The sequence below is a fragment of the Sphingomonas sp. SORGH_AS_0879 genome (assembly GCF_030819175.1).
In the GTDB taxonomy this organism is placed as follows: Bacteria; Pseudomonadota; Alphaproteobacteria; order Sphingomonadales; family Sphingomonadaceae; genus Sphingomonas.
The window spans coordinates 1548617-1568247 of the sequence record NZ_JAUTBJ010000002.1 but is presented as its reverse complement, the minus strand read 5'-3'; the positions used below and the strand labels follow the sequence as shown (position 1 = coordinate 1568247).

Annotated in this window: 23 protein-coding genes and 1 other RNA gene; 16 read left to right on the top strand and 8 right to left on the bottom strand. The window is 66.8% G+C overall.

Translation table 11 applies throughout. The features are described 5' to 3' along the window. Window positions 1-34: 34 nt before the first annotated feature. On the bottom strand, window positions 35-679 hold the full coding sequence (locus QE379_RS08220; RefSeq protein WP_306999601.1) for a histidine phosphotransferase family protein: 645 nt from the start codon (window positions 677-679) through the stop codon (window positions 35-37). Next, window positions 676-1131, bottom strand: a complete 456-nt coding sequence (locus tag QE379_RS08215) for a M67 family metallopeptidase (RefSeq protein ID WP_306999599.1) — start codon at window positions 1129-1131, stop codon at window positions 676-678. Before QE379_RS08215 ends, QE379_RS08220 begins: the two co-directional genes overlap by 4 nt. Window positions 1132-1148: 17 nt before the next feature. On the opposite strand from QE379_RS08215, the gene QE379_RS08210 reads away from it, so the two are divergent. The 4 genes from QE379_RS08210 (at window position 1149) to QE379_RS08195 (ending at window position 4774) form a co-directional block, all read left to right on the top strand. Next, entirely contained in the window at window positions 1149-2096 is a 948-nt protein-coding gene (locus tag QE379_RS08210) for an RluA family pseudouridine synthase (RefSeq protein ID WP_306999597.1), read from the top strand. A 68-nt stretch (window positions 2097-2164) separates the two neighbouring features. Further along, window positions 2165-3070, top strand: coding sequence for an RNA polymerase sigma factor RpoH (rpoH, locus tag QE379_RS08205; protein WP_007404166.1), 906 nt, complete (start codon window positions 2165-2167; stop codon window positions 3068-3070). Between the two features lie 2 nt (window positions 3071-3072). Next, complete coding sequence (locus QE379_RS08200; protein ID WP_306999595.1) at window positions 3073-4293, top strand: NAD(P)/FAD-dependent oxidoreductase; 1221 nt, start codon at window positions 3073-3075, stop codon at window positions 4291-4293. A 46-nt stretch (window positions 4294-4339) separates the two neighbouring features. Beyond that, the gene (locus QE379_RS08195) at window positions 4340-4774 is read left to right on the top strand and encodes a GNAT family N-acetyltransferase (protein WP_306999593.1); all 435 of its coding nucleotides are present in this window, start codon (window positions 4340-4342) and stop codon (window positions 4772-4774) included. 117 nt (window positions 4775-4891) lie between these two features. Here the strand turns inward: QE379_RS08195 and QE379_RS08190 are convergent, their stop codons facing one another. Then, window positions 4892-5548 (bottom strand): alpha/beta hydrolase, encoded by a 657-nt coding sequence (locus tag QE379_RS08190; RefSeq protein ID WP_007404127.1) that lies wholly within the window; start codon window positions 5546-5548, stop codon window positions 4892-4894. A gap of 110 nt (window positions 5549-5658) precedes the next feature. Between QE379_RS08190 and QE379_RS08185 the strand changes: the two genes are divergently transcribed. The 8 genes from QE379_RS08185 (at window position 5659) to QE379_RS08150 (ending at window position 11185) form a co-directional block, all read left to right on the top strand. Next, entirely contained in the window at window positions 5659-6705 is a 1047-nt protein-coding gene (locus QE379_RS08185) for a cysteine desulfurase family protein (protein ID WP_307003137.1), read from the top strand. Beyond that, window positions 6702-7763: a cysteine desulfurase family protein gene (locus QE379_RS08180; protein WP_306999591.1), complete on the top strand. Its 1062-nt coding sequence runs from the start codon at window positions 6702-6704 to the stop codon at window positions 7761-7763. Before QE379_RS08185 ends, QE379_RS08180 begins: the two co-directional genes overlap by 4 nt. Continuing rightward, window positions 7760-8065, top strand: a complete 306-nt coding sequence (locus QE379_RS08175; protein WP_306999589.1) for a 2Fe-2S iron-sulfur cluster-binding protein — start codon at window positions 7760-7762, stop codon at window positions 8063-8065. The genes QE379_RS08180 and QE379_RS08175 overlap by 4 nt, the downstream gene beginning before the upstream one ends. A 97-nt stretch (window positions 8066-8162) precedes the next feature. Then, window positions 8163-8459 carry a hypothetical protein gene (locus QE379_RS08170; protein ID WP_306999587.1) on the top strand — a complete coding sequence of 99 codons (297 nt, stop codon included), beginning with the start codon at window positions 8163-8165 and terminating at the stop codon, window positions 8457-8459. A 70-nt stretch (window positions 8460-8529) separates the two neighbouring features. Continuing rightward, window positions 8530-8627: signal recognition particle sRNA small type (gene ffs / locus QE379_RS08165), an RNA gene on the top strand. A 230-nt stretch (window positions 8628-8857) separates the two neighbouring features. Further along, a complete protein-coding gene (locus QE379_RS08160; protein WP_306999585.1) occupies window positions 8858-10534 on the top strand; it encodes a DNA polymerase III subunit gamma/tau in 1677 nt (558 codons plus the stop codon). Window position 10535: 1 nt separating this feature from the next. Continuing rightward, window positions 10536-10859, top strand: a complete 324-nt coding sequence (locus QE379_RS08155) for a YbaB/EbfC family nucleoid-associated protein (RefSeq protein ID WP_058718319.1) — start codon at window positions 10536-10538, stop codon at window positions 10857-10859. A 74-nt stretch (window positions 10860-10933) separates the two neighbouring features. Then, window positions 10934-11185, top strand: a complete 252-nt coding sequence (locus tag QE379_RS08150) for a hypothetical protein (protein ID WP_306999582.1) — start codon at window positions 10934-10936, stop codon at window positions 11183-11185. A 25-nt stretch (window positions 11186-11210) separates the two neighbouring features. Here the strand turns inward: QE379_RS08150 and QE379_RS08145 are convergent, their stop codons facing one another. The 4 genes from QE379_RS08145 to QE379_RS08130 all read right to left on the bottom strand — a co-directional run bounded on the left by QE379_RS08145 (window position 11211) and on the right by QE379_RS08130 (window position 13786). Further along, entirely contained in the window at window positions 11211-11615 is a 405-nt protein-coding gene (locus tag QE379_RS08145; RefSeq protein WP_306999580.1) for a hypothetical protein, read from the bottom strand. 244 nt (window positions 11616-11859) lie between these two features. Continuing rightward, on the bottom strand, window positions 11860-12534 hold the full coding sequence (mtgA, locus tag QE379_RS08140; protein WP_306999578.1) for a monofunctional biosynthetic peptidoglycan transglycosylase: 675 nt from the start codon (window positions 12532-12534) through the stop codon (window positions 11860-11862). A 179-nt stretch (window positions 12535-12713) separates the two neighbouring features. Then, a complete protein-coding gene (locus tag QE379_RS08135; RefSeq protein ID WP_306999576.1) occupies window positions 12714-12878 on the bottom strand; it encodes a hypothetical protein in 165 nt (54 codons plus the stop codon). Next, on the bottom strand, window positions 12878-13786 hold the full coding sequence (locus tag QE379_RS08130) for a threonine/serine dehydratase (RefSeq protein WP_373461851.1): 909 nt from the start codon (window positions 13784-13786) through the stop codon (window positions 12878-12880). The genes QE379_RS08135 and QE379_RS08130 overlap by 1 nt, the downstream gene beginning before the upstream one ends. A 195-nt stretch (window positions 13787-13981) precedes the next feature. Between QE379_RS08130 and QE379_RS08125 the strand changes: the two genes are divergently transcribed. The 4 genes from QE379_RS08125 to QE379_RS08110 all read left to right on the top strand — a co-directional run bounded on the left by QE379_RS08125 (window position 13982) and on the right by QE379_RS08110 (window position 17692). Beyond that, window positions 13982-15217 (top strand): type III PLP-dependent enzyme, encoded by a 1236-nt coding sequence (locus QE379_RS08125; RefSeq protein WP_306999572.1) that lies wholly within the window; start codon window positions 13982-13984, stop codon window positions 15215-15217. Between the two features lie 184 nt (window positions 15218-15401). Further along, a complete protein-coding gene (locus tag QE379_RS08120) occupies window positions 15402-16451 on the top strand; it encodes a deoxyhypusine synthase (protein ID WP_306999570.1) in 1050 nt (349 codons plus the stop codon). Continuing rightward, the gene (locus QE379_RS08115; protein WP_306999568.1) at window positions 16451-16597 is read left to right on the top strand and encodes a hypothetical protein; all 147 of its coding nucleotides are present in this window, start codon (window positions 16451-16453) and stop codon (window positions 16595-16597) included. Before QE379_RS08120 ends, QE379_RS08115 begins: the two co-directional genes overlap by 1 nt. A gap of 108 nt (window positions 16598-16705) precedes the next feature. Beyond that, entirely contained in the window at window positions 16706-17692 is a 987-nt protein-coding gene (locus tag QE379_RS08110; protein ID WP_306999566.1) for an alpha/beta hydrolase, read from the top strand. A gap of 52 nt (window positions 17693-17744) precedes the next feature. Here the strand turns inward: QE379_RS08110 and QE379_RS08105 are convergent, their stop codons facing one another. Next, window positions 17745-19628: an XrtA/PEP-CTERM system amidotransferase gene (locus QE379_RS08105; protein ID WP_306999565.1), complete on the bottom strand. Its 1884-nt coding sequence runs from the start codon at window positions 19626-19628 to the stop codon at window positions 17745-17747. Between the last annotated feature and the right edge of the window lie 3 nt (window positions 19629-19631).

Sequence of the window (19631 nt, the reverse complement as noted above, 5' to 3'; positions counted from 1 at the left end):
GCTCCCTCATGGCGCTACAAGATTAAAAGGGTGTTTACCCCGCGCGGATCGCCGCCCCCAGGATCATGGTATTGGGGGCCGGTTCGGTGACCAGCGTCATGCCGCCATGCTCGGTGGTCAGCGTATGGACCAGGAAAGCGGGCGCGGTGCGCGACGCCAGCGGCTCTGTCCCCTGCCCTTCCATCAGCGTCCGGCGGATTTCGGGATCGAGCAGGATGCGCGGCCCCTCGATCCGGATCGCGATCTCGATCGCCTCGCGGCCGGCCTCCGCGCCGATATCGATCGTGCCGCCGCGCGCCAGCGCCTCGGTCGCGATCAGCGCCAGGTTCATCAGAATGCGGACCGCGGGCTTGGGCAGGCTGGGCTGCTCGACCAGCCAGCCCAGCGTCGTGCGGCGATTGTCGACCAGCAGCCCCTCGATCGCCGCCTTCGCCTCGCCCATGTCGACCCGGTCGGCAAAGCCGCCACCCGCGCCGAAGGCCAGACGAAAGAATTTCAGCTTGTTGGCCGAGGCGCGCGCGCTGTCCGCCAGCAATTCCATGCAGCGTTCGCGCATCGCCGGATCGGTCTCGTCGGCGAGCAGCTCCAGCCCGTTGTTGAGCGCCCCCACCGGCGACAAAAGATCGTGGCACAGTCGCGAACACAACAGGCTCGCGAAATCCACCGGGCTGACGTTCATGTAAAATCCCTCGACGAATGGCCCCCTTGTGGCGCGGCTGTCACATCGACGCAAGCAAGGTCGAGCGGATCGAACCGACCATGACGCCGACCCGCCGCCACTGCGCGCCAGGCGGTGATCGTACCAGCGGGCCCCGCGATCAGCCAGATCATCCCGTCCGGCGCGGCGTCGGCGGCATCGCGGGGTGATGGCTCGGCAAGCCCCGTCGGATGCGAATGATAATGCCCGATCACCGCCGGACCGCCGCCCCGCGCCGCCCGGTGCGCCGCGATCAGCGCCGCCGGATCGATCTCGAACCTGTGCCAGGGTTCGGCGGCGACGTTTGCACAGGGCAAGGCGACGGCGATATGCGCGCCCTGCCCAAGCAGCAGTCCGCAGATTTCGCGATCGGGCGAGGTGGCGGCGCTTTTGTCGATCAAATCCAGCGCGTCGCTTGAAATCGTCACGGTCATGCCCAATTTACTAGGCCATGGACCGGGGGGTTTCCATCATCGATGCGCGGATCGCGCCCACAGCGGATGGCTGGCGGTTGGACCGCGCGCTGGCCGATGCGGTGCCGACCCTGTCGCGCGAACGGCTGAAGGTGCTGATCGCCAGCGGTGCGGTCACCCGCGACGGCACGATGGCGCGCGACCCGGCCAAGCGCGCGGCGGCGGGCGACGTCTTTCAGGTCGCCGTACCCGCCCCGACCCCGGCGCATAACGAACCGCAGGATATCCCGCTAGTCATCGCTTATGAAGACGAGCATCTGATCGTCATCGACAAGCCGGCCGGGCTGGTCGTCCATCCCGCCGCGGGCAATCTGGACGGGACTTTGGTCAACGCGCTGCTCCATCATTGCGGCGGATCGCTGTCGGGCATCGGCGGAGTCGCGCGGCCGGGGATCGTCCACCGGATCGACAAGGACACCTCCGGCCTGATGGTCGCGGCGAAGACCGACCGTACCCACGAAGGGCTCGCCAAGCAGTTCGCGGCGCATTCGATCGACCGCCGCTACCGCGCGATCACCGGCGGCATTCCCCGCCCCGCCGACGGCACCGTCGATGCACCGCTCGCGCGCAGCCCGCAGAACCGCAAGAAGGTGGCGATCGTCCAGAGCGGCAAGCGCGCCGTCACCCATTATCGCACCATTGAAAAGCTGAACAACGCCGCTTTGGTCGAATGCCGGTTGGAGACGGGACGCACGCATCAGGTGCGGGTGCATATGCAATCGCTGGGTCACGCCTTGCTGGGCGATCCGGTCTATGGTAGAACAAAGGGTGCTCAAAAAGCCCTGCTCGAATCGCTCGATTTCCGGCGCCAAGCCCTGCACGCGGCGCATCTGGGCTTTATTCATCCCATAAGCGGTAACGCTTTGGCGTTTGAGAGCCCGATGCCCGCCGATATGCAGGAACTGTTCAGTCGGCTTCACGTATAGCAGAAGACCGCCTCGCGCCCGAGCGACGGGCCAGACGGAATGAAGCTCCAGAAAGGGAGATAAGGATCATGGCAAAAGGCAGCAACGTCCCGGCGACGATTCCTGCGCTCGGCGGGGAGCAGTCGCTCAACCGCTATCTGGCCGAGATCAAGAAATTCCCGATCCTTGCCCCGGAGCAGGAATATATGCTCGCCAAGCGCTTCCAGGAGCATGGCGACCCGGAGGCGGCGGCCCAGCTCGTCACCTCGCACCTGCGTCTCGTGGCCAAGATCGCGATGGGCTATCGTGGCTATGGCCTGCCCACCTCCGAGCTGATCTCGGAGGGCAATATCGGCCTGATGCAGGGCGTGAAGAAGTTCGAGCCGGATCGCGGCTTCCGCCTGGCCACCTATGCGATGTGGTGGATCCGCGCTTCGATCCAGGAATATATCCTGCGCTCGTGGAGCCTCGTGAAGATGGGCACCACGGCGGCTCAGAAGAAGCTGTTCTTCAACCTGCGCCGGATGAAGTCGAAGCTCGACGCCTTCGAGGACGGCGATCTGCGCCCCGAGGACGTGACCAAGATCGCCACCGATCTGGGCGTCAACGAGGACGAGGTCATCAGCATGAACCGCCGCATGGCGATGGGGGGCGACACCTCGCTCAACGTCTCGATGCGCGAGGATGGCGAGGGCCAGTGGCAGGACTGGCTGGCCGATGACGCGCCGCTCCAGGACTCGGTCGTCGCCGAGCAGCAGGAGGCGGATGTCCGCCACGACATGCTGGTCAGCGCGATGGACGACCTGAACGACCGCGAGAAGCACATCCTGACCGAACGCCGCCTGACCGACGATCCCAAGACGCTGGAAGAACTCAGCCAGGTTTACGGCGTCAGCCGCGAGCGCGTCCGCCAGATCGAGGTGCGCGCGTTCGAGAAACTGCAAAAGGCGATGATGCGCATCGCCGGTGAAAAGCGGCTGCTGGCGGCCGCCTGAGCATGACCGGCCGCACCGTCGTCATCGGCGGCGGCGCGGCCGGGATCGCGGCGGCACGGACGCTGCATGAGGCGGGGCGGGATGTCCTGCTGATCGAGGCAGCGGACCGGCTTGGCGGGCGGGCGCGTAGCGTTCGGTTGCCGACTGGCCATATCGTCGACCATGGCTGTGGCTGGCTTCATTCCGCCAAGCGTAACCCCTGGACGGCCATTGCCGAACAGGCAGGCTTCACCATCGACCGCCGCTCGCCCAACTGGCAGGTCCAGTGGAACGACCTGGGCTTTCCCCCGGATGGGAAGCGCGCCTCGGGTCAGGCCTATGCCCGGTTCGAGGAAGCCGCGATGGCCGCGCTCGACCGGCCCGACCGGCCGCTGTCCGATTTCGTGGCGGCGGACGATCCGTGGCGGCCGATGATCGACGCGATTTCGGGCTACGCCAACGGCGCGCCACTCACCGACGTGTCGCTGCACGACTGGGCGACCTATGAGGAGGCCGCGACCGACGACAATTGGGCGGTGGTCGAAGGCTATGGCACGGTCATCGTGAACCACGCGGGCCGCGTGCCGGTGCGCACCGGCGTGACCGCGAGCCGGATCGACCATCGCGGCAAGACCATCCGCATCGAAACCTCGCAGGGTGTGCTTGAGGCGGAGCACGTCATGATCGCCGTCCCCACCACCGTGCTGGCGGAAGGCAAACTCACCTTCGATCCACCTTTGCCCGCCAAGCAGGAAGCCGCCGCCGCCCTGCCGCTGGGGATCGCGGATAAGGTCTTCCTGTCGGTCGAAGGCCCCCTGCCCTGGCCCGCGCATGCGCATCTGACCGGTGATCCGCATTCCGCCTGCACCGCCAGCCACCGCCTTTCGCCCTTCGGCTGGCCGATTGTCGAAAGCTTCTTCGGCGGCCCTTGCGCCGAAGCGCTGGAGGAAGAAGGCGCGGCGGCGCAATTCGCCGTCGACGAACTGGTCAAATTGCTCGGCAACGACTGGCGACGGCGGTTTACCCCATTGGACGCAACACGCTGGCGGCATGCACCGCTGATCGGCGGCAGCTACAGCCATGCCAGGGTCGGCCACGCTGAGGCGCGCCAAAAGCTGGCCGAACCGGTCGACAACCGCCTGTTTTTCGCAGGCGAGGCCTGTTCGCGTGAGGATTTCTCGACCGCACACGGCGCCTATACGACCGGTCTTGCGATGGCGCGGGCGATACTGGCATCGTCCTGACCCGCCATCACTGCATCCCGATGGGACGACACAGGACAGGAACGAGATGACCGCGCCCGATCTTCCTCCAGGCTATACGCTGCGCCATGCCATACCGGAGATCGCGGACTATCTTCGCCTTCGCCGGATCGCCGGGCTGACCCCACGCAGCACCGGCGCCGCCGAGGCCGGTTTGCCGCGATCGATCTTTGGCGTGACGATCGAGCATGACGGCCGCGCGATCGGCATGGGCCGGGTCATCGGTGACGGCGCGCTATGCCTGCACATCGCCGACATTGCGGTCGATCCCGAGCATCAGGGACGCGGACTGGGCAAGTCGGTCATGGCCGCGCTGATGGCCTATATCGCAGCGCATGTTCCCGCCGAGACCTATGTCAATCTGATCGCCGATGGCGAGGCGCACCGCCTCTATGCGCAATTCGGCTTCGAACCCGTCGCGCCCGCCTCGCAAGGCATGGCGGTTTGGATCACCCCATCCTGACAGGCCCCGTCACGGCCGCGCGCCATCGGCGAGGAGGCAAGCAATGCCGGACTCCTCGCCCCATGACGAAAGCCCCCGATCCTCGCAGGGGGTATTCGATCCTTCGTCCCGCACTCCTCACCGGATCGGCGAGTTCGGATCCAGCCGCATGTCCAGATACCGGTCCACCGACCCCATCAGCTCGGGCATCTCATGCTCGAAGAAGTGGTTGGCCTTGGGGATGGTGTCGTGGTGGATGGTGATGTGCTTCTGGGTGCGCAGCTTGTCGACCAGCTTCTGGGTCGCCGCCGGGGTCGCGACCTCGTCGGCCTCGCCCTGGATGATGATGCCCGAGGAGGGGCACGGCGCGAGGAAGGTGAAGTCGTACATGTTGGCGGGCGGCGCGACCGAGATGAAGCCGCGAATCTCCGGGCGGCGCATCAGCAACTGCATGCCGATCCACGCACCGAAGCTGACGCCCGCGATCCAGGTGGTCGACGCTTCCGGGTGAAAGCTTTGCACCCAGTCGAGCGCCGAGGCCGCGTCGGACAGTTCGCCGATACCGTTGTCGAACGTGCCCTGGCTCTTGCCCACACCCCGGAAGTTGAAGCGCAGCGTCGCGAAGCCGCGCCGCTGGAAGGTCTTGTAGAGTTCCTGCACGATCCGGTTGTTCATCGTGCCGCCCGCATTGGGATGGGGGTGCAGGATCATCGCGACGGGCGCGCGCGGACGCGGAGCGGGAGCGAAACGGCCTTCGAGGCGGCCTTCGGGGCCGGGGAAAATGACTTCGGGCATCAAAACTCGCCGATCTGGAAGGGCGCTGGTGGAGCACCCGGAACGTTGCGCTATATAGGCCGAAGCGTCATTTTCGCAATTGTTCGATCATTCCAGTTAGGCAACGAACCCTGTCCCGTCTTTATCTCGATCATGCCGCCACCACCCCGATGACCGACGCGGCGCGCGCCGCGCTGGCGGAGGGCTGCGCGATCTGGGCGAATCCTTCCTCCCCCCATGCCGAAGGGCGTGCCGCCAAGCGCGCGCTGGAGGATGCGCGGGGCAGCATCGCCCGTTCGCTGGGCTGGCGGCACGACATCCTGTTCACCAGCGGGGCGAGCGAATCCCTGTCCATCGCGCTGACCCGCACGATGGCGGAGCGGCGCTTCGTCGGGGCGATCGACCATGACGCGGTGCTGCGCGCCGCCCCGGAGGCGATCGTCATGCCGGTCGGGGTCGATGGCGTGCTGCGCCTGCCCTACCTCGATGGCCCCCGCGCGGTCGTGACGGTGCAATGGGCCAATAGCGAAACGGGTGTGCGCCAGCCCATCGCGCAACTGGCGGAGGTCATTCACGCCGCCGGGCACATCCTGCTGGTCGATGCCGCGCAAATGCCTGCGGGGGCCGACCCGGAGGTGATCGACCATGCCGATCTGGTCGCCCTGTCGGCGCACAAGCGCGGCGGACCGCCGGGGATCGGCGCGTTGCTGGTCCGCGACCTGAGCCTGCTGGCCCCCACCGGCGGGCAGGAGCGCGGCTATCGCCCCGGCACCGAGAATATGCCGGGCGTGCTGGGCTATGCCGCCGCGCTGGCCGAGCCCGAGCCGGATCATTGCGACCTGCGCGCGCACCTCGACGATGCGATCCGTCGTTCGGGCGGGATCGTCGTCGCGGACGCCAGCCGCCGCCATCCCGCCATCGCCAGCTATCATATGCCCGGCAAGCCCTCCGCCGCACAGTTGATCCAGTTCGATCTCGCGCAAATCTCGGTATCGGCGGGTAGCGCCTGCGCCAGCGGCAGCCTGAAGCCCAGCCATGTCCTGTCCGCCCTCGGCTGGAGCGTGGAGGCGGGGCGCGAGGTGGTGCGGGTCAGCTTCGGCCGCACCACGACGCGCCAGGATGTCGATCGCTTCGTCACCGCCTGGCGCGCCATATCGCGGGGTCAGCGGGCGGCATGATCTATCTCGACTATCAGGCGACGACCCCGCTCGCCCCCGAAGCGTTGAAGGCGATGCTCCCCTGGCTGGAACAGGGTCATGCCAATCCCCATTCCCCCCACCGCGCCGGACGACAGGCGCGCGCGGCGGTGGAGGTGGCGCGCGATCAGGTGGCGGCGCTACTCCCCACGGGCGGGCGGGTGGTCTTTACCAGCGGTGCGACAGAGGCGCTCAACTGGGCGATCAAGGGCGTGAGCGGCGGCATCGTCACCACCGCCATCGAACATGCCGCCGTTCTCGACACCGCACGCGCGACCGGACGACCGTTGACCGTGCTGCCGGTCGATGGCGAGGGTCTGGTCACGCCGGAATCCATGGCGGAGGGCACGGCTCTGGTCGCCGCCATGCTGGTCAACAACGAGATCGGCACGATCCAGCCCATCGCGGCGCTGGCCGGACACGCCCATCGCGTAGGTGCCTGGATGCTGTGCGACGCGGTGCAGGGCTATGGCCGGATCGCCATTCCCGATGGCGTCGATCTGGTCGCGCTGTCGGCGCACAAGATCCATGGCCCCAAAGGTATCGGCGCATTGTGGATACGCGACGGCATCACCCTGCCCCCGCTGCTTCATGGCGGGGATCAGGAGGGCGGTCGCTCGGGCACGCTCAGCCCCGCGCTCTGTGCCGGGTTCGGCGCGGCGGCGAGGCTGATGGCGACGCACGCCGAGGCGGATCGCGTGCATGTCGAGCGGTTGTGGACGCTGGCGGTGGAGCGGCTCGGCCCGGACTGGACGGTCAACGGCTCGACCACCCGGCGCTATCACGGCAACCTCAACGTCCGTCGCGAAGGGCTGGACGTGGCGCGGCTCATGTCCGATTGCCGCGACATCGCCTTTTCCGCCGGCAGCGCCTGTGCCAGCGGATCGGGACGGACCAGCCATGTCCTGACCGCGCTAGGCCTGAACGGCGCGCAGGCGAAATCCTCGATCCGGCTGGGCTTCGGGCGCTACACGACGGAGGCCGAATTGCTCCAAGCCCTCGACCAGTTGGTGACGGCGGCCAAGGTGCAGCGTCCGTGATCGCCCTGAGCTTCATCGGCCGCGACGGTCATGCCCTCCCCGCCGAGGCCTCGCCCGGCGAGACGCTGCTCCGCGCCGGACAACGGGCGGGCCAGCCGATGGAGGGCACCTGCGGTGGGCAAATGTCCTGCGCGACCTGCCATGTGCTGATCGATCCGGCCTATATCGACCTCCTCGCCCCGCCCTCGCCCGAGGAGGAGGATATGCTGGATCTGGTGCCCGATGCGACACGCTTCAGCCGTCTCGCCTGCCAGATCGTCATGGACGACCGATTGGACGGATTGACCGCCCGGCTTCCCTGAACACCCGATAACGAGTTGGTTCAGCACGCAATCATCGGCGATTCGGCATTCTTCTCCCATGCTCGCCGAAGGGCGGGTTCACCGGGAGTAAAGCGTTATGAAACTTCTTGCTGTCTTGGGCGCCGGTCTGATCGCTGTCAGCGGCATCGCCGCCGCCCCCGCCGAAGCCGCGCCGCATGATCGCTGGGGCCGGGGCCCCGGCTGGGATCGCGGGCCGGGCGGACCCCATCGCGGACCGGGTTGGGATCGCGGACGTGGCTGGGACCGTGGCCCCGGCTGGCATCGCGGCGGTTACGAGCGTGGTCCGGGCTGGCGCGGCTATGGCCGTCCGCGCGTGACCTGCCGCTGGGTGCGGACCTGGAACGGGCCGCAACGCCAGTGCTTCCGTCGCTGAGGCGATGACATGACCGACGGGGCCGGTGGGATAAGGACTTGATCCCCCGGCCCCGTTTCGCCATATGCGCGGCGGGAGTCGGGCGGACGTAGTCATCGCCAACCCGGTCAGGTCCTGACGGAAGCAGCCGCAACGATTTCGCTGCGGGTCGTCCCGGCTCCCACCCTCCGACATCAGACATTCGTCGCCCCAGTGCAGGCTGGAGCCTTTCGCCGTGTGTTGGCCCGCTCGTGAGAGATCCCAGCCTTCGCTGGGATGACGGTAATGACGGTGCTGGGATGACGGCGCTGCCGGTACTGACGCTACTGACGGTTATTACGATTCCACCTGACGGCGCGGGTCGGAGCGCCTATGTTGGTCCGCGATGCTTTCCAACACCCCGATCCTCACGGCCCGGCATGGCTGATTCGTTCGACCTGGGCGAACCGCCCCAACCCAAGGCGGAGGCGTATCGCGTCCTCGCGCGCAAATACCGGCCGCAGACTTTCGATGCGCTGATCGGGCAGGATGCGATGGTCCAGACGCTGGGCAATGCGATCAAGCGTGACCGGCTGGCCCATGCGTTCCTGATGACCGGCGTGCGCGGAGTGGGCAAGACCTCGACCGCGCGGCTGATCGCCAAGGCGCTGAATTGCGTCGGCCCCGACGGCACCGGCGGCCCGACGATCAGCCCGTGCGGGCAGTGCGAGCCCTGCCGCGCCATCGCGGAAGGCCGCCATATCGACGTGATCGAGATGGACGCCGCCAGCCATACCGGCGTGGACGATGTACGCGAGATCATCGAGGCGTCGCGCTATGCCGCCGTGTCGGCGCGGTTCAAGATCTACATCGTCGACGAAGTCCATATGCTCTCCAAGAACGCCTTCAACGCGCTGTTGAAGACGCTGGAGGAGCCGCCCGCCCATGTGAAATTCCTGTTCGCCACCACGGAAGTGAACAAGGTTCCGATCACCGTCCTGTCGCGCTGCCAGCGTTTCGACCTGCGGCGGATCACGGCGGACAAGCTGGCCGCGCATTTCGCCGACATCTGCGTCAAGGAAGGCGTCAGCGCGGAGGAAGAAGCGCTGATGCTGGTCGCGCGCGCGGCGGAAGGCTCGGCGCGCGACGGCCTGTCGATCCTGGACCAGGCGATCGCCCATGCCGATCTGGAGGGCGGCGGCGTCACGGCGGCCGCCGTGCGCGAGATGCTGGGCCTGTCGGATCGCGGCGCGGTGCGCGACCTTCTGGGGCTGATCCTGAACGGCGACGGCGCGGGGGCGTTGGCGTCGCTTCGGCGGCAATATGATTATGGCGTCGACCCGCAATCGGTGCTGCGGTCCTTGCTGGAGACGGTGCACGGCATCACCCTGACCAAGGTCGGCACGCCGCCTGACGCCGCCCAGCCGCTGGAGGAGCGGGCCGCGCGCGAGGAATGGGCGGGGTCGCTCAGCTTCCCGGCGCTGCACCGGTTATGGCAATTGTTCCTGAAGGGGCATGACGAGGTCGCGCGCGCCGCCCTGCCCATCGAGGCGGCGGAAATGGCACTGCTCCGCGCGATCCATGCCTCGACGCTGCCCGATCCGGGTGAATTGGCGCGGCAGATTCGCGATGGCGGCGTCTCCGCCCCGACTGCTCCCGCGGTGACGCATCAGGCGGCTCCCACGCCCGCTCCGGTCTCCCTCGCCCCTCCCCCGCCACCCGCCGAGCCCGAGCCGCCCAAGCTGCCCGACAGCTTCGTCGCGATGATCGACCGGCTGGACGATATGGGGCAATTGGCGCTGGCGGCGCGGTTGCGCCACGGCGCGCGTCTCGTGCGTTATGCGCCACCGGAGGTCGTGTTCAGCGGATCACGCCCCATCGCGGCCGATACGCTGAGCGAGTTGGTGGCGGCCTTGAAATCCGCGACCGGCCAGGTCTGGCGCATCACGATGGAGGACATGCCCGGCCAGCCCACGCTGCACGAACAGCAGATGGCGGCCGAGGAAGCGATCAAGACCGCCGCGTGGGAATCGGACATGGTCCGCGCCGCCCGCGAGGCTTTCCCCGAGGCCGAACTGATGGAATGGCCCGGCAAACGCAGTATGAACGGAGCATGATGTGAAGAATCTCGACGAAATCCTGGCGATGGCCCAGAACGTCCAGAACGAACTGGAAAAGGCGCAGGCCAATCTCGACAATATCGAGGTCGAGGGCGTCTCGGGCGGCGGTCTGGTCAAGGTGAAGGCATCGGCCAAGGGCCGGATCATCGGCATCACCATCGACGACTCGCTGATGCAGCCGTCGGAAAAGGGGATGCTGGAGGATCTGCTGGCCGCCGCAATCAACGACGCGCGCACCAAGGCGGATGCCGCCTCGGGCAGCGAAATGTCCAAGATGACCAGCGGCCTGCCGCTGCCGCCGGGGTTCAAGCTGCCCTTCTGATCCGCTTTCCGGCGCTTGTGGAACGGTATCGCGGTCATGACGTTGCTGGCCTCACTATAAGAGGAGGGAATGTCATGGCCGACGAACGTGTGACCGAAACCTATGGCAATCAGCGGCCCCATACCACGGTGATCGAGCGTCGCAGCGGCGGTGGCGGCATGGCGATCGCGATCGTCCTGCTGGTCGCGGTGTTGATCGGTGGCTTCTATCTGTTCAGCAGGGGTGGCGCGGAGAACCGGCGCGATGCGGCCGTGACCTCGGCGGCCCAGAGCGTCGGCGATACCGCCAAGAAGGCGGGCGACGCGATTTCAGGTGACGGGAAGTAAGTTCGCGCGCTACCGGCCTGGTCGATCAACGTCCGGCCGGTGGCGAAGGCGGCGGGTCGATCTCCGCATCGGCATCAATCAGCCGCGTCAAGATTTTCCGCCCCATCGTCAACGGATCACGCCCGCCTCCATAGCCGGCGCGCCCAGCCTCACCATGCGCGCAGCGTCTCTGCCCGGCATGGATGCCACAGGGCCCCGACCCTGCCAGAATTTGCGCACCACTCGCGCCCGAACCTGTTTCCTCGATCTCAGTCGACTGGCCTCTGGTCGAGGGGGGCAGGCGGTATTGCTCGCCACCATCGCGACGCCCGCAGACGACCACCTCACCCGGTATCCCCTGCGGACAATAGCTACGCGGTGTGATGCGCGGCAGCGGCACCGTCGCGGGCACCGTCTGCAACATCAGGATCAACGCGATTGCTGCGTGCATCCAATCCTCTCCAGCAGAAGTCGATGATGGTCCGGTATGATCGTGGCTTTTGCAGGGCGGTCGGGGTGCTTGTTCCAGACCGGGAAGCCCTCCCCCACCCCCTCCCGCTTGCGGGAGGGGCGTGTTCGGGGCGGCTGACACGCGCCACTCCATGCGTTTTGGGGGCCTCGATCCGACCAAAGCGCCCCCCTCCCGCAGGCGGGAGGGGATGGGGGAGGGAAAGGTGTCTCACCGAGACCGCCCCCTACCGGATACAGGCATCCAATCCCTGCCGCCGCACAACGCCGACATAGCGCGCGATCACATTGCCATGCCGCCGCACGAACCCGGTCGGCGCCACCGCCGCGCGCTTCTTCGGGAGCGGCAGGACGGCGGCGATCCGCGCCGCTTCGGTGGGGGACAGATGCGAGGCGTCATGCCCGAAATAGCGCATCGCCCCGGCATTCGCGCCGTACGTACCGATCCCCGTCTCGGCGATGTTGAGATAGACCTCCATGATCCGCCTTTTGCCCCACAGCGTTTCGATCAGGAAGGTGAACCACGCCTCGAACACCTTGCGGACATAGCCGCCGCCCTGGAACAGGAAGGCGTTCTTCGCGGTCTGCTGGCTGATCGTCGAACCGCCCCGGATCCGGCCGCCCTCGGCGTTGCGATAGGCGGCGCTGGCCATCGCCTTGAAATCAAAGCCATGATGCGAACAGAAGCGCGCATCCTCACCCGCGATGGCGGCGCGCGCCATGTCCGGGTCCATCTCGGACAGCGGCATCCAGTCCTTCGTCACCTCATGCCCGCCCAGCGCGTCGCCCATCATGGTGAAGGTATAGGGCGGCGGCACGAAGCGATATATGCCGACCCAGACGACACTGAGGATCACAAAGGCGAGCACGGCCTTCAGGGCCCAGCGAGCGATGCGGAACATGGGCTGGGTCTTAGCGGGGTTTGGTGATGAGGTCACTTCCCTCAACGATCCTCCCCGGCACGGGGAGAGGGACCGCCGCGAAGCGGTGGTGGAGGGGGCGTGCGGCAAGCCATGTCCCCTGGGGAAGCCCCCCTCCGTCAGGGCTACGCCCTGCCACCTCCCCGTACCGGGGAGGATCGCTACATCGTCCAGATCAGGACATTCCCCACCAGCACCACCGCCATCACCAGCATCAGCGCCCCCTTCAACCCATCCCCGCGTCGGATGGTGACGATTCCGCCAGCGACACAGGCGAAGGCCGCCAGCATCGCGAGTGCCGGCGCGGCCTGTGCGATCCCCTCCATCAGCCCGCCAGCACCCGCGCATAGGCGGCACGGTCGACATTACCACCCGACAGGATGACCAGCATCCCCTCCTCTACCGCGACCTTGCCCGCCAGCAGCGCCGCGAGCGCCACCGCCCCGCCCGGCTCGACCACCAGCCGCAACCGTTCCGCCGCGAAGCGCTGCGCCGCCGCGACTTCCGCCTCGCTGACCGCGACGCCCTCCGCCCCGCGCCGCGCCAGCACCTCGAAGGTCAGCGGCGACACGCGCGTCGTCTGGAGCGAGTCGCAGGCGGTCGGCGGCGGATTGTCCCCGACCGGCTCGATCCACCCCGCCTCCAGCGAGCGGCGCATATCGTCCCAGCCTTCGGGCTCGACCACCGTCACCTTCGCGTCGGGCAGGGCCAGGGTCAGCCCCGCCGCCAGCCCACCGCCGCCACAGGGCGTCACGACATGTCCCGGCACGCCCAGCCCGAGCGCGGCCATCTGCGCCGCCGCCTCGATCCCGGCCGAGCCCTGCCCCTCGATCACCCAGGGGTCATCGAAGCTGGGCACCAGCGTCGCGCCCCGCGCCTCGGCGAGTCGGCGGGCGATCAGTTCCCGGCTCTCGGTCGCGCGGTCGTAGTCTACGATCTCCGCTCCCAGTGCCAAGGTGCCCTCTCGCTTGGAGGGGGGCGCGTCAGCGGGCATCACGATCGTCGCGGCGATTCCCAACCGCCGCGCGGCCCAGGCGATTCCCTGCGCATGATTGCCCGAAGAGAAGGCGACGACGCCACGCGCCCGCGATTGCGCGTCCAATGCGGTCAAACGATGCCACGCGCCGCGCAATTTGAACGCACCGATGGGCTGCAAGCATTCCGCCTTGAAAACCACCGCTTTCCCATTGATAGAAAAAGGGAAAATCGGCGATTGCGACAACACGCGCGCGATCTTTTCGGCCGCATCGCGGACCCCTGCTTTTGTCGGCTGTCTTAAGATTGTCACTTTTTATCTCCGACGCCCTTTCTACCGCTTTACATTCGAAAAAGCGGACCCTATTTCGCGCCTCCGCTGCCCCATGGGACTTCCAACCGCAAGGCAGCTTTTTGTCACCGTATGCCGTCAGGCAATTGGAGGTCCCTTGAGTTGCACCAGAATCATCGCGCGCTGGGGCTAGCTGCCCACTCGACCGCCGTTCCCTCCAACCTGGAGCGCGGCATCGACATCGCCAAGCGTCGCCCGGCTGATCCGGTCACGCTGCTTCGCCCGCACGCCGCTGCGCGCGCCGCCCGATTCTTCGTCGAGAAGTTTCCGGGCAGGCCGATGTATGCGGTGAAGGCGAATCCGTCGCCGGATCTGATCCAGATCCTGTGGGACAATGGCATCACCCATTTCGACACCGCCTCGATCGCGGAAGTGCGGATGGTGAAGTCGGTCGCCCCGCAGGCCGTCTGCTGCTTCATGCATCCGGTGAAGTCGGAAGAGGCGATCGCCGAGGCCTATTTCGTGCACGGCGTCCGCACCTATTCGCTCGATTGCCTGGAAGAACTGGACAAGATCGTGCGCGCGACCAAGGGCGCGACCGACCTGACCCTGTGCGTCCGCATGCGCGTGTCGTCGGAATATGCGAAGCTGAGCCTGGGTTCGAAGTTCGGCGTCAGCCTGGAAGAGTCGAAGGATCTGCTGATCGCGACCCGCCAGGTCGCCGATGCGCTGGGCATCTGCTTCCATGTCGGCAGCCAGACCATGACCCCCGACGCCTATTCGGCGGCGATGGAGCGGGTGCGTGCGGCGATCGTCGCGGCGGCCGTCACGGTCGACGTGATCGATGTCGGCGGCGGCTTCCCCTCGGCCTATCCGGGCATGACCCCGCCGCCGCTGGAGCGTTTCTTCGAGACGATCCACCGCGCGTTCGAGAGCCTGCCGGTGTCCTATTCGGCCGAACTCTGGGCCGAACCGGGTCGGGCGCTGTGCGCGGAATATTCGTCCGTCGTGGTGCGCGTCGAGCGTCGCCGCGGCAACGAACTGTATATCAACGATGGTGCTTATGGCGCGCTGTTCGATGCGGCGCATATCGGGTGGAAGTATCCGGTCCAGTTGCTGCGCGAGCCGGACTCGGACGCGCGCGACATGGACTTCAGCTTCTGGGGCCCGACCTGCGACGATCTCGACTATATGCAGGGTCCGTTCCCGCTGCCCGCGGACACGAGCACCGGCGATTATTTCGAGATCGGGATGCTCGGCGCGTATGGCCAGGCGATGCGGACGCAGTTCAACGGCTTCACCTGCCACGAATTCGTGGTGACCGACGATGAGCCGATGTTCTCGGTCTATCGCGACGATGTCGAGCAGGCCCTGCCCGCCAACGTCGTCAAGCTGTAACCCAGCGACTTTAGCACGCCTTTATCCCCTTCCGCTTCGGCGGGAGGGGAATGGGGTGGCATTGCGGCGTTCACCGCGATAAGGCCCCTTCCCATTCCGGTCCCGCGCATGCCGCAGGTCCGGGCCAGCCGGGTTACCGCGTCCCCAATAACGACGGCGGCTTCTCGATGATGATGGAACCATCATGACCGACACGATCAACGACAACCGTAAGGCCGAGCTGCTCTCCAGCGTGGTCGAGCATATCGACATCACCAAGTTCGACGCCCGCCCGATCATCGATTCGATGGGCAAGATGAGCTTCACCAGCCGCGACCTGGCGCGCGCGACGGGCATCTATAACCAGATGCTGGCCGACAAGGACTGCTCGATCTTCCTCGTCATCGCGGGGTCGACCTCGGCGGGCGGCTGCATGGACCTCTATGCCGAGCTGCTCCGCTCGAACATGATCGACGGCGTGGTCGCGACCGGCGCGTCGATCGTCGACATGGATTTCTTCGAGGGCCTGGGCCACAAGCATTATCAGGCGCTGGAAGTGCCGGACGACAACACGCTGCGTTCGCTCTACATCGACCGCATCTACGACACCTATATCGACGAAGAGCAGCTTCAAGATTGCGACCACACGATCGGCAAGATCGCCGATTCGTTGGAGCCGAAGGCCTATTCGAGCCGCGCCTTCATCCGTGAGATGGGCAAGTATCTGTCCGAAAACGGAAAGAAAGAAAACAGCCTCGTCAAGTTAGCCTATGAGCATGACGTGCCGATCTTCTGCCCGGCCTTCGTCGATTCGTCGGCGGGCTTCGGTCTGGTGAAGCATCAGGTCGAGCGGATGAAAAATAATCAGCCCTATATGGTGCTCGATGCCATCGCCGATTTCCGCGAATTGACGGATATCAAGATCAAGGCCGGCACCACCGGCCTGCTGATGATCGGCGGCGGCGTTCCCAAGAATTTCGTCCAAGATACCGTGGTTTGCGCGGAAATCCTGGGTCATGACGATGTTGAAATGCATAAATATGCGGTGCAGATCACCGTCGCCGATGTTCGCGACGGTGCCTGCTCGTCTTCGACGCTGAAAGAAGCGGCAAGCTGGGGCAAGGTGGACACGACCCTCGAACAGATGGTATTCGCCGAAGCCGGTTCTGTCATGCCGCTCCTTGCCTCGGACGCTTATCATCGCGGCCATTGGCGTGAGCGCGCCAAGCGTCGTTGGGGAGCGATTTTCGACTGATGTTAGAGTTTCTTGAACGAGAGCAGCTTGCCTATCTGATTATTGGGGCAGTGTTGCTGTCGGTCGTGGCCTTCGCGATCCCCTATATGCGTCGGCGCAAGCGCGAAAAGCTGCGCCGTCGCGGGATCAAGAAATACGGTCATTGAGTGAGGGGGCGGGACCGAAGGGTTCCGCCCTTTTCACTTGCCTGGCCCGCCGCGCCCCGGCACCCTCCATGCCATAGCGCTGCCATGCGCGATACGGAGGGGAAGACAGTGATCGATCGACGCACCCTGATCGGGGCGATGGCCGCAGCACCGCTGACGACACGGGCGACCGCGCAAGCCACGCCCACGACCTCCGCCGGAGCGATGACGCCCTGGCCTCCTGCCGAACATTTCCCGCTCTGGCCCGGCCGCCCGCCAGGGGCCCGGGCCAAGATGCCCACCCCCAATCCCTCGATGAACGGCCCCGCCGGACGACAGGATCTGCGGCTGCGCGGCACCGCCAATCCGATCGTCGCCGTCTTCCGCCCCGAACGCCCCGATGGTCGCGCGGTCCTGACCATCCCCGGTGGCGGCTATGGCTTCGTGTCGATCCAGAATGAGGGGATCGACGTCGCCCGGACGCTCAATCCGCATGGCATCACCGTGTTCGCGCTATCCTATCGCCTGCCCTCGGAAGGCTGGGACCGTCAGGCCGACGTGCCGCTTCAGGATGCGCAGCGGGCGATGCGGCTGATCCGCGCCAATGCGGGGCGCTATGGCATCGACGCGGCCAATCTGGGCATTGTCGGCTTTTCGGCGGGTGGGCATCTCGCCGCCTCGTTGACGGTCGGCCATGACGACAAGGTCTATGCCGCCATCGACGCCGCCGACCGGCAATCGGCGAAGCCGCGCTTTTCGGGCCTGGTCTATCCGGTCGCGAGCCTGTCGACCCCGACCACCCATGCCGGGTCGCGCGACAATCTGCTCGGACCCGATCCCGACGCAGCGACCAAGGCCCGCTACGACACGCCGCGCCGGATCGAGGCGAGCACGCCGCCGCTGTTCCTGGTCCATGCGATCGATGACGGGCTGGTGCCGATCGACCAGTCGCTCGACGTGCTGACCCAAGCGCGCACGGCAAAGGTGCCGGTCGAGGCGCATTTCTTCGAGCGCGGCGGCCATGGCTTCGGGGCGCTGAGTGCGCCCGAGGGGTCGCCGGAGCGGCTGTGGCCGGATCTGTTCGATCGCTGGATCACGCAGTCGTTGAAGGGGTGATGCCCCTTCCCATCCTCCGTTCGCGCTGAACGGAGGGCGGGATGTGCTCCCCTCAGAACAACCGCGTCAGGCTCCGCTCCAGCATCAGCATCTGCCACAGCGTGCGGCCATGATCCGCCCGGCCCGCCCGGTGATCCGCTGCCATGAGGCCCAGTTCGGCCATCTCGAACCACCCCGTCTCGCGCAGCAGGCCGCTATGCTCCAGCCGCGCGGCGTCCTCGGCCAGCGCGCCCCGGAACCACGCGCTGATCGGCGTCACGAACCCCATTTTGGGGCGATAGAGAATGTCGCGGGGCAGATAGGGCTCCAGCGCCTTCTTCATCAGCCATTTGCCCTGCCCGCCACGTATCCGCATCGCGGCGGGCAGGCGCGCGACATATTCGACCAGCCGGTGGTCGAGCAGCGGCTCCCGCGCCTCCAGTCCCACCGCCATCGAGGTTCGGTCGGTCTTGGTCAGGATATCGCCGGGCAGCCAGATCTTCAGGTCGGCATATTGCGCCCGGTCGATCGCATCGCGCGCGGGCGCGGCGCGCATCGCGGCGACATAGCGATCCTCGGCCCGGTGCCCGCCCAGCGCCACCTTCGCCTCCTTCGAGAACAACCGCGCCCGCCATTCGGGACTGGTGACACCGACCGCGCGGGCATAGGCCTCCGCCCCGTCCATCCCCAGCGCGAGCAGCGTGGTCTTGGCGCGGAGCGGACGCGGTGCCCAATCCGCCTTGGGGTAAAAACGGCCCAGCGTTCCGAACAGCCCGGCGCGCAGATCCGCCGGGAACAGACCGCGCACCCGCTCCTCGCCCGCATGGAAGACATGGCGGCGATAGCCCGCCATCGCCTCGTCCGCGCCGTCACCCGACAACGCGACCGTCACATGCTCGCGCGCCAATTGGCACAGCCGATAGGTCGCTAGTGCGGAGGCATCGGCAAAGGGCTCGTCGAACTGCGCGACCAGCGTGTCGATCAGCGAGAAATCGTCCGCCCGGACCACCCGCTCGACATGGTCGGTGGCGAAGCGGCGGGCGATCGCCTGCGCATAGCCGCGCTCGTCATGGCCTGCTTCCTCGAAACCGATGGTGCAGGTGCGGACGGCGCGGGGGGACGCCTCCGCCATCAGCGCGACGACGCCCGAACTGTCCACCCCGCCCGACAGGAACGCGCCCAGCGGCACATCGGCGACCATCCGGCTGGTCACCCCCTCGCGCATCCGGTCGAGCAGCCCCTCGCCCAGTTGCGCCGCCGTGCCGCTGTCGCGGTGGGAGAAGTCCACGTCCCACCACAGGCGCGGCCGGGGAACGCCCCGCCCTCGCTCGATCAACAGGAAATGCCCGGCGGCCAGCTTGTTGACGCTCGCGACGATGCTGGCATCGTCGGGCACATAACCCAGCGCCAGATAATCCTCGACCGCGCGGATGTCCGGCCGGCAGCGGAACAGCGGATGCGCCAGCACCCCCTTCATCTCGGAGGCGAAGGCGACCGCGCCATCGGGCAGTTCCGCCCAGTGCAGCGGCTTCACCCCCAGCCGATCGCGCGCCAGGAACAGCGATCCCGCCTTGGCATCATGGATCGCGAAGGCGAACATGCCGACCAGCCGGTGGAGCATCGACGGCCCCCAATGCCGCCAGCCATGCAGCAATACCTCGGTATCACCATCGGTGTGGAACACCGCGCCGCGCGCACGCAATTCCTCGCGCAATTCGCGGTAGTTGTAGATTTCGCCGTTGAAGCAGACGGCGACCTCGTCCTCGACCATCGGCTGGGGCGATCCCTCGATGTCGATGATCGACAGCCGCGCATGGGCGAAGCCGACGCCCGGTGCGGTCCATATCCCCTGCCCGTCCGGGCCGCGATGCGCCTGCGCCCCGATCATCGCCCGCAACCGGGCGGGATCGACCGGCTTGGGCGTGGCGGGGTGGAAGAGACCGGCGATCCCGCACATGCG

Excerpts from the sequence above, each read along its gene's own strand:
- QE379_RS08105 (WP_306999565.1), bottom strand. The coding sequence starts at position 19,628 with ATGTGCGGGATCGCCGGTCTCTTCCACCCCGCCACGCCCAAGCCGGTC.
- QE379_RS08210 (WP_306999597.1), top strand. The coding sequence starts at position 1,149 with ATGGACCGGGGGGTTTCCATCATCGATGCGCGGATCGCGCCCACAGCG.
- QE379_RS08215 (WP_306999599.1), bottom strand. The coding sequence starts at position 1,131 with ATGACCGTGACGATTTCAAGCGACGCGCTGGATTTGATCGACAAAAGC.
- QE379_RS08160 (WP_306999585.1), top strand. The coding sequence starts at position 8,858 with ATGGCTGATTCGTTCGACCTGGGCGAACCGCCCCAACCCAAGGCGGAG.
- rpoH (WP_007404166.1), top strand. The coding sequence starts at position 2,165 with ATGGCAAAAGGCAGCAACGTCCCGGCGACGATTCCTGCGCTCGGCGGG.
- QE379_RS08145 (WP_306999580.1), bottom strand. The coding sequence starts at position 11,615 with ATGCACGCAGCAATCGCGTTGATCCTGATGTTGCAGACGGTGCCCGCG.
- QE379_RS08135 (WP_306999576.1), bottom strand. The coding sequence starts at position 12,878 with ATGGAGGGGATCGCACAGGCCGCGCCGGCACTCGCGATGCTGGCGGCC.
- QE379_RS08200 (WP_306999595.1), top strand. The coding sequence starts at position 3,073 with ATGACCGGCCGCACCGTCGTCATCGGCGGCGGCGCGGCCGGGATCGCG.
- QE379_RS08190 (WP_007404127.1), bottom strand. The coding sequence starts at position 5,548 with ATGCCCGAAGTCATTTTCCCCGGCCCCGAAGGCCGCCTCGAAGGCCGT.
- mtgA (WP_306999578.1), bottom strand. The coding sequence starts at position 12,534 with ATGTTCCGCATCGCTCGCTGGGCCCTGAAGGCCGTGCTCGCCTTTGTG.
- QE379_RS08115 (WP_306999568.1), top strand. The coding sequence starts at position 16,451 with ATGTTAGAGTTTCTTGAACGAGAGCAGCTTGCCTATCTGATTATTGGG.
- QE379_RS08170 (WP_306999587.1), top strand. The coding sequence starts at position 8,163 with ATGAAACTTCTTGCTGTCTTGGGCGCCGGTCTGATCGCTGTCAGCGGC.
- QE379_RS08120 (WP_306999570.1), top strand. The coding sequence starts at position 15,402 with ATGACCGACACGATCAACGACAACCGTAAGGCCGAGCTGCTCTCCAGC.
- QE379_RS08195 (WP_306999593.1), top strand. The coding sequence starts at position 4,340 with ATGACCGCGCCCGATCTTCCTCCAGGCTATACGCTGCGCCATGCCATA.
- QE379_RS08180 (WP_306999591.1), top strand. The coding sequence starts at position 6,702 with ATGATCTATCTCGACTATCAGGCGACGACCCCGCTCGCCCCCGAAGCG.
- QE379_RS08150 (WP_306999582.1), top strand. The coding sequence starts at position 10,934 with ATGGCCGACGAACGTGTGACCGAAACCTATGGCAATCAGCGGCCCCAT.
- QE379_RS08220 (WP_306999601.1), bottom strand. The coding sequence starts at position 679 with ATGAACGTCAGCCCGGTGGATTTCGCGAGCCTGTTGTGTTCGCGACTG.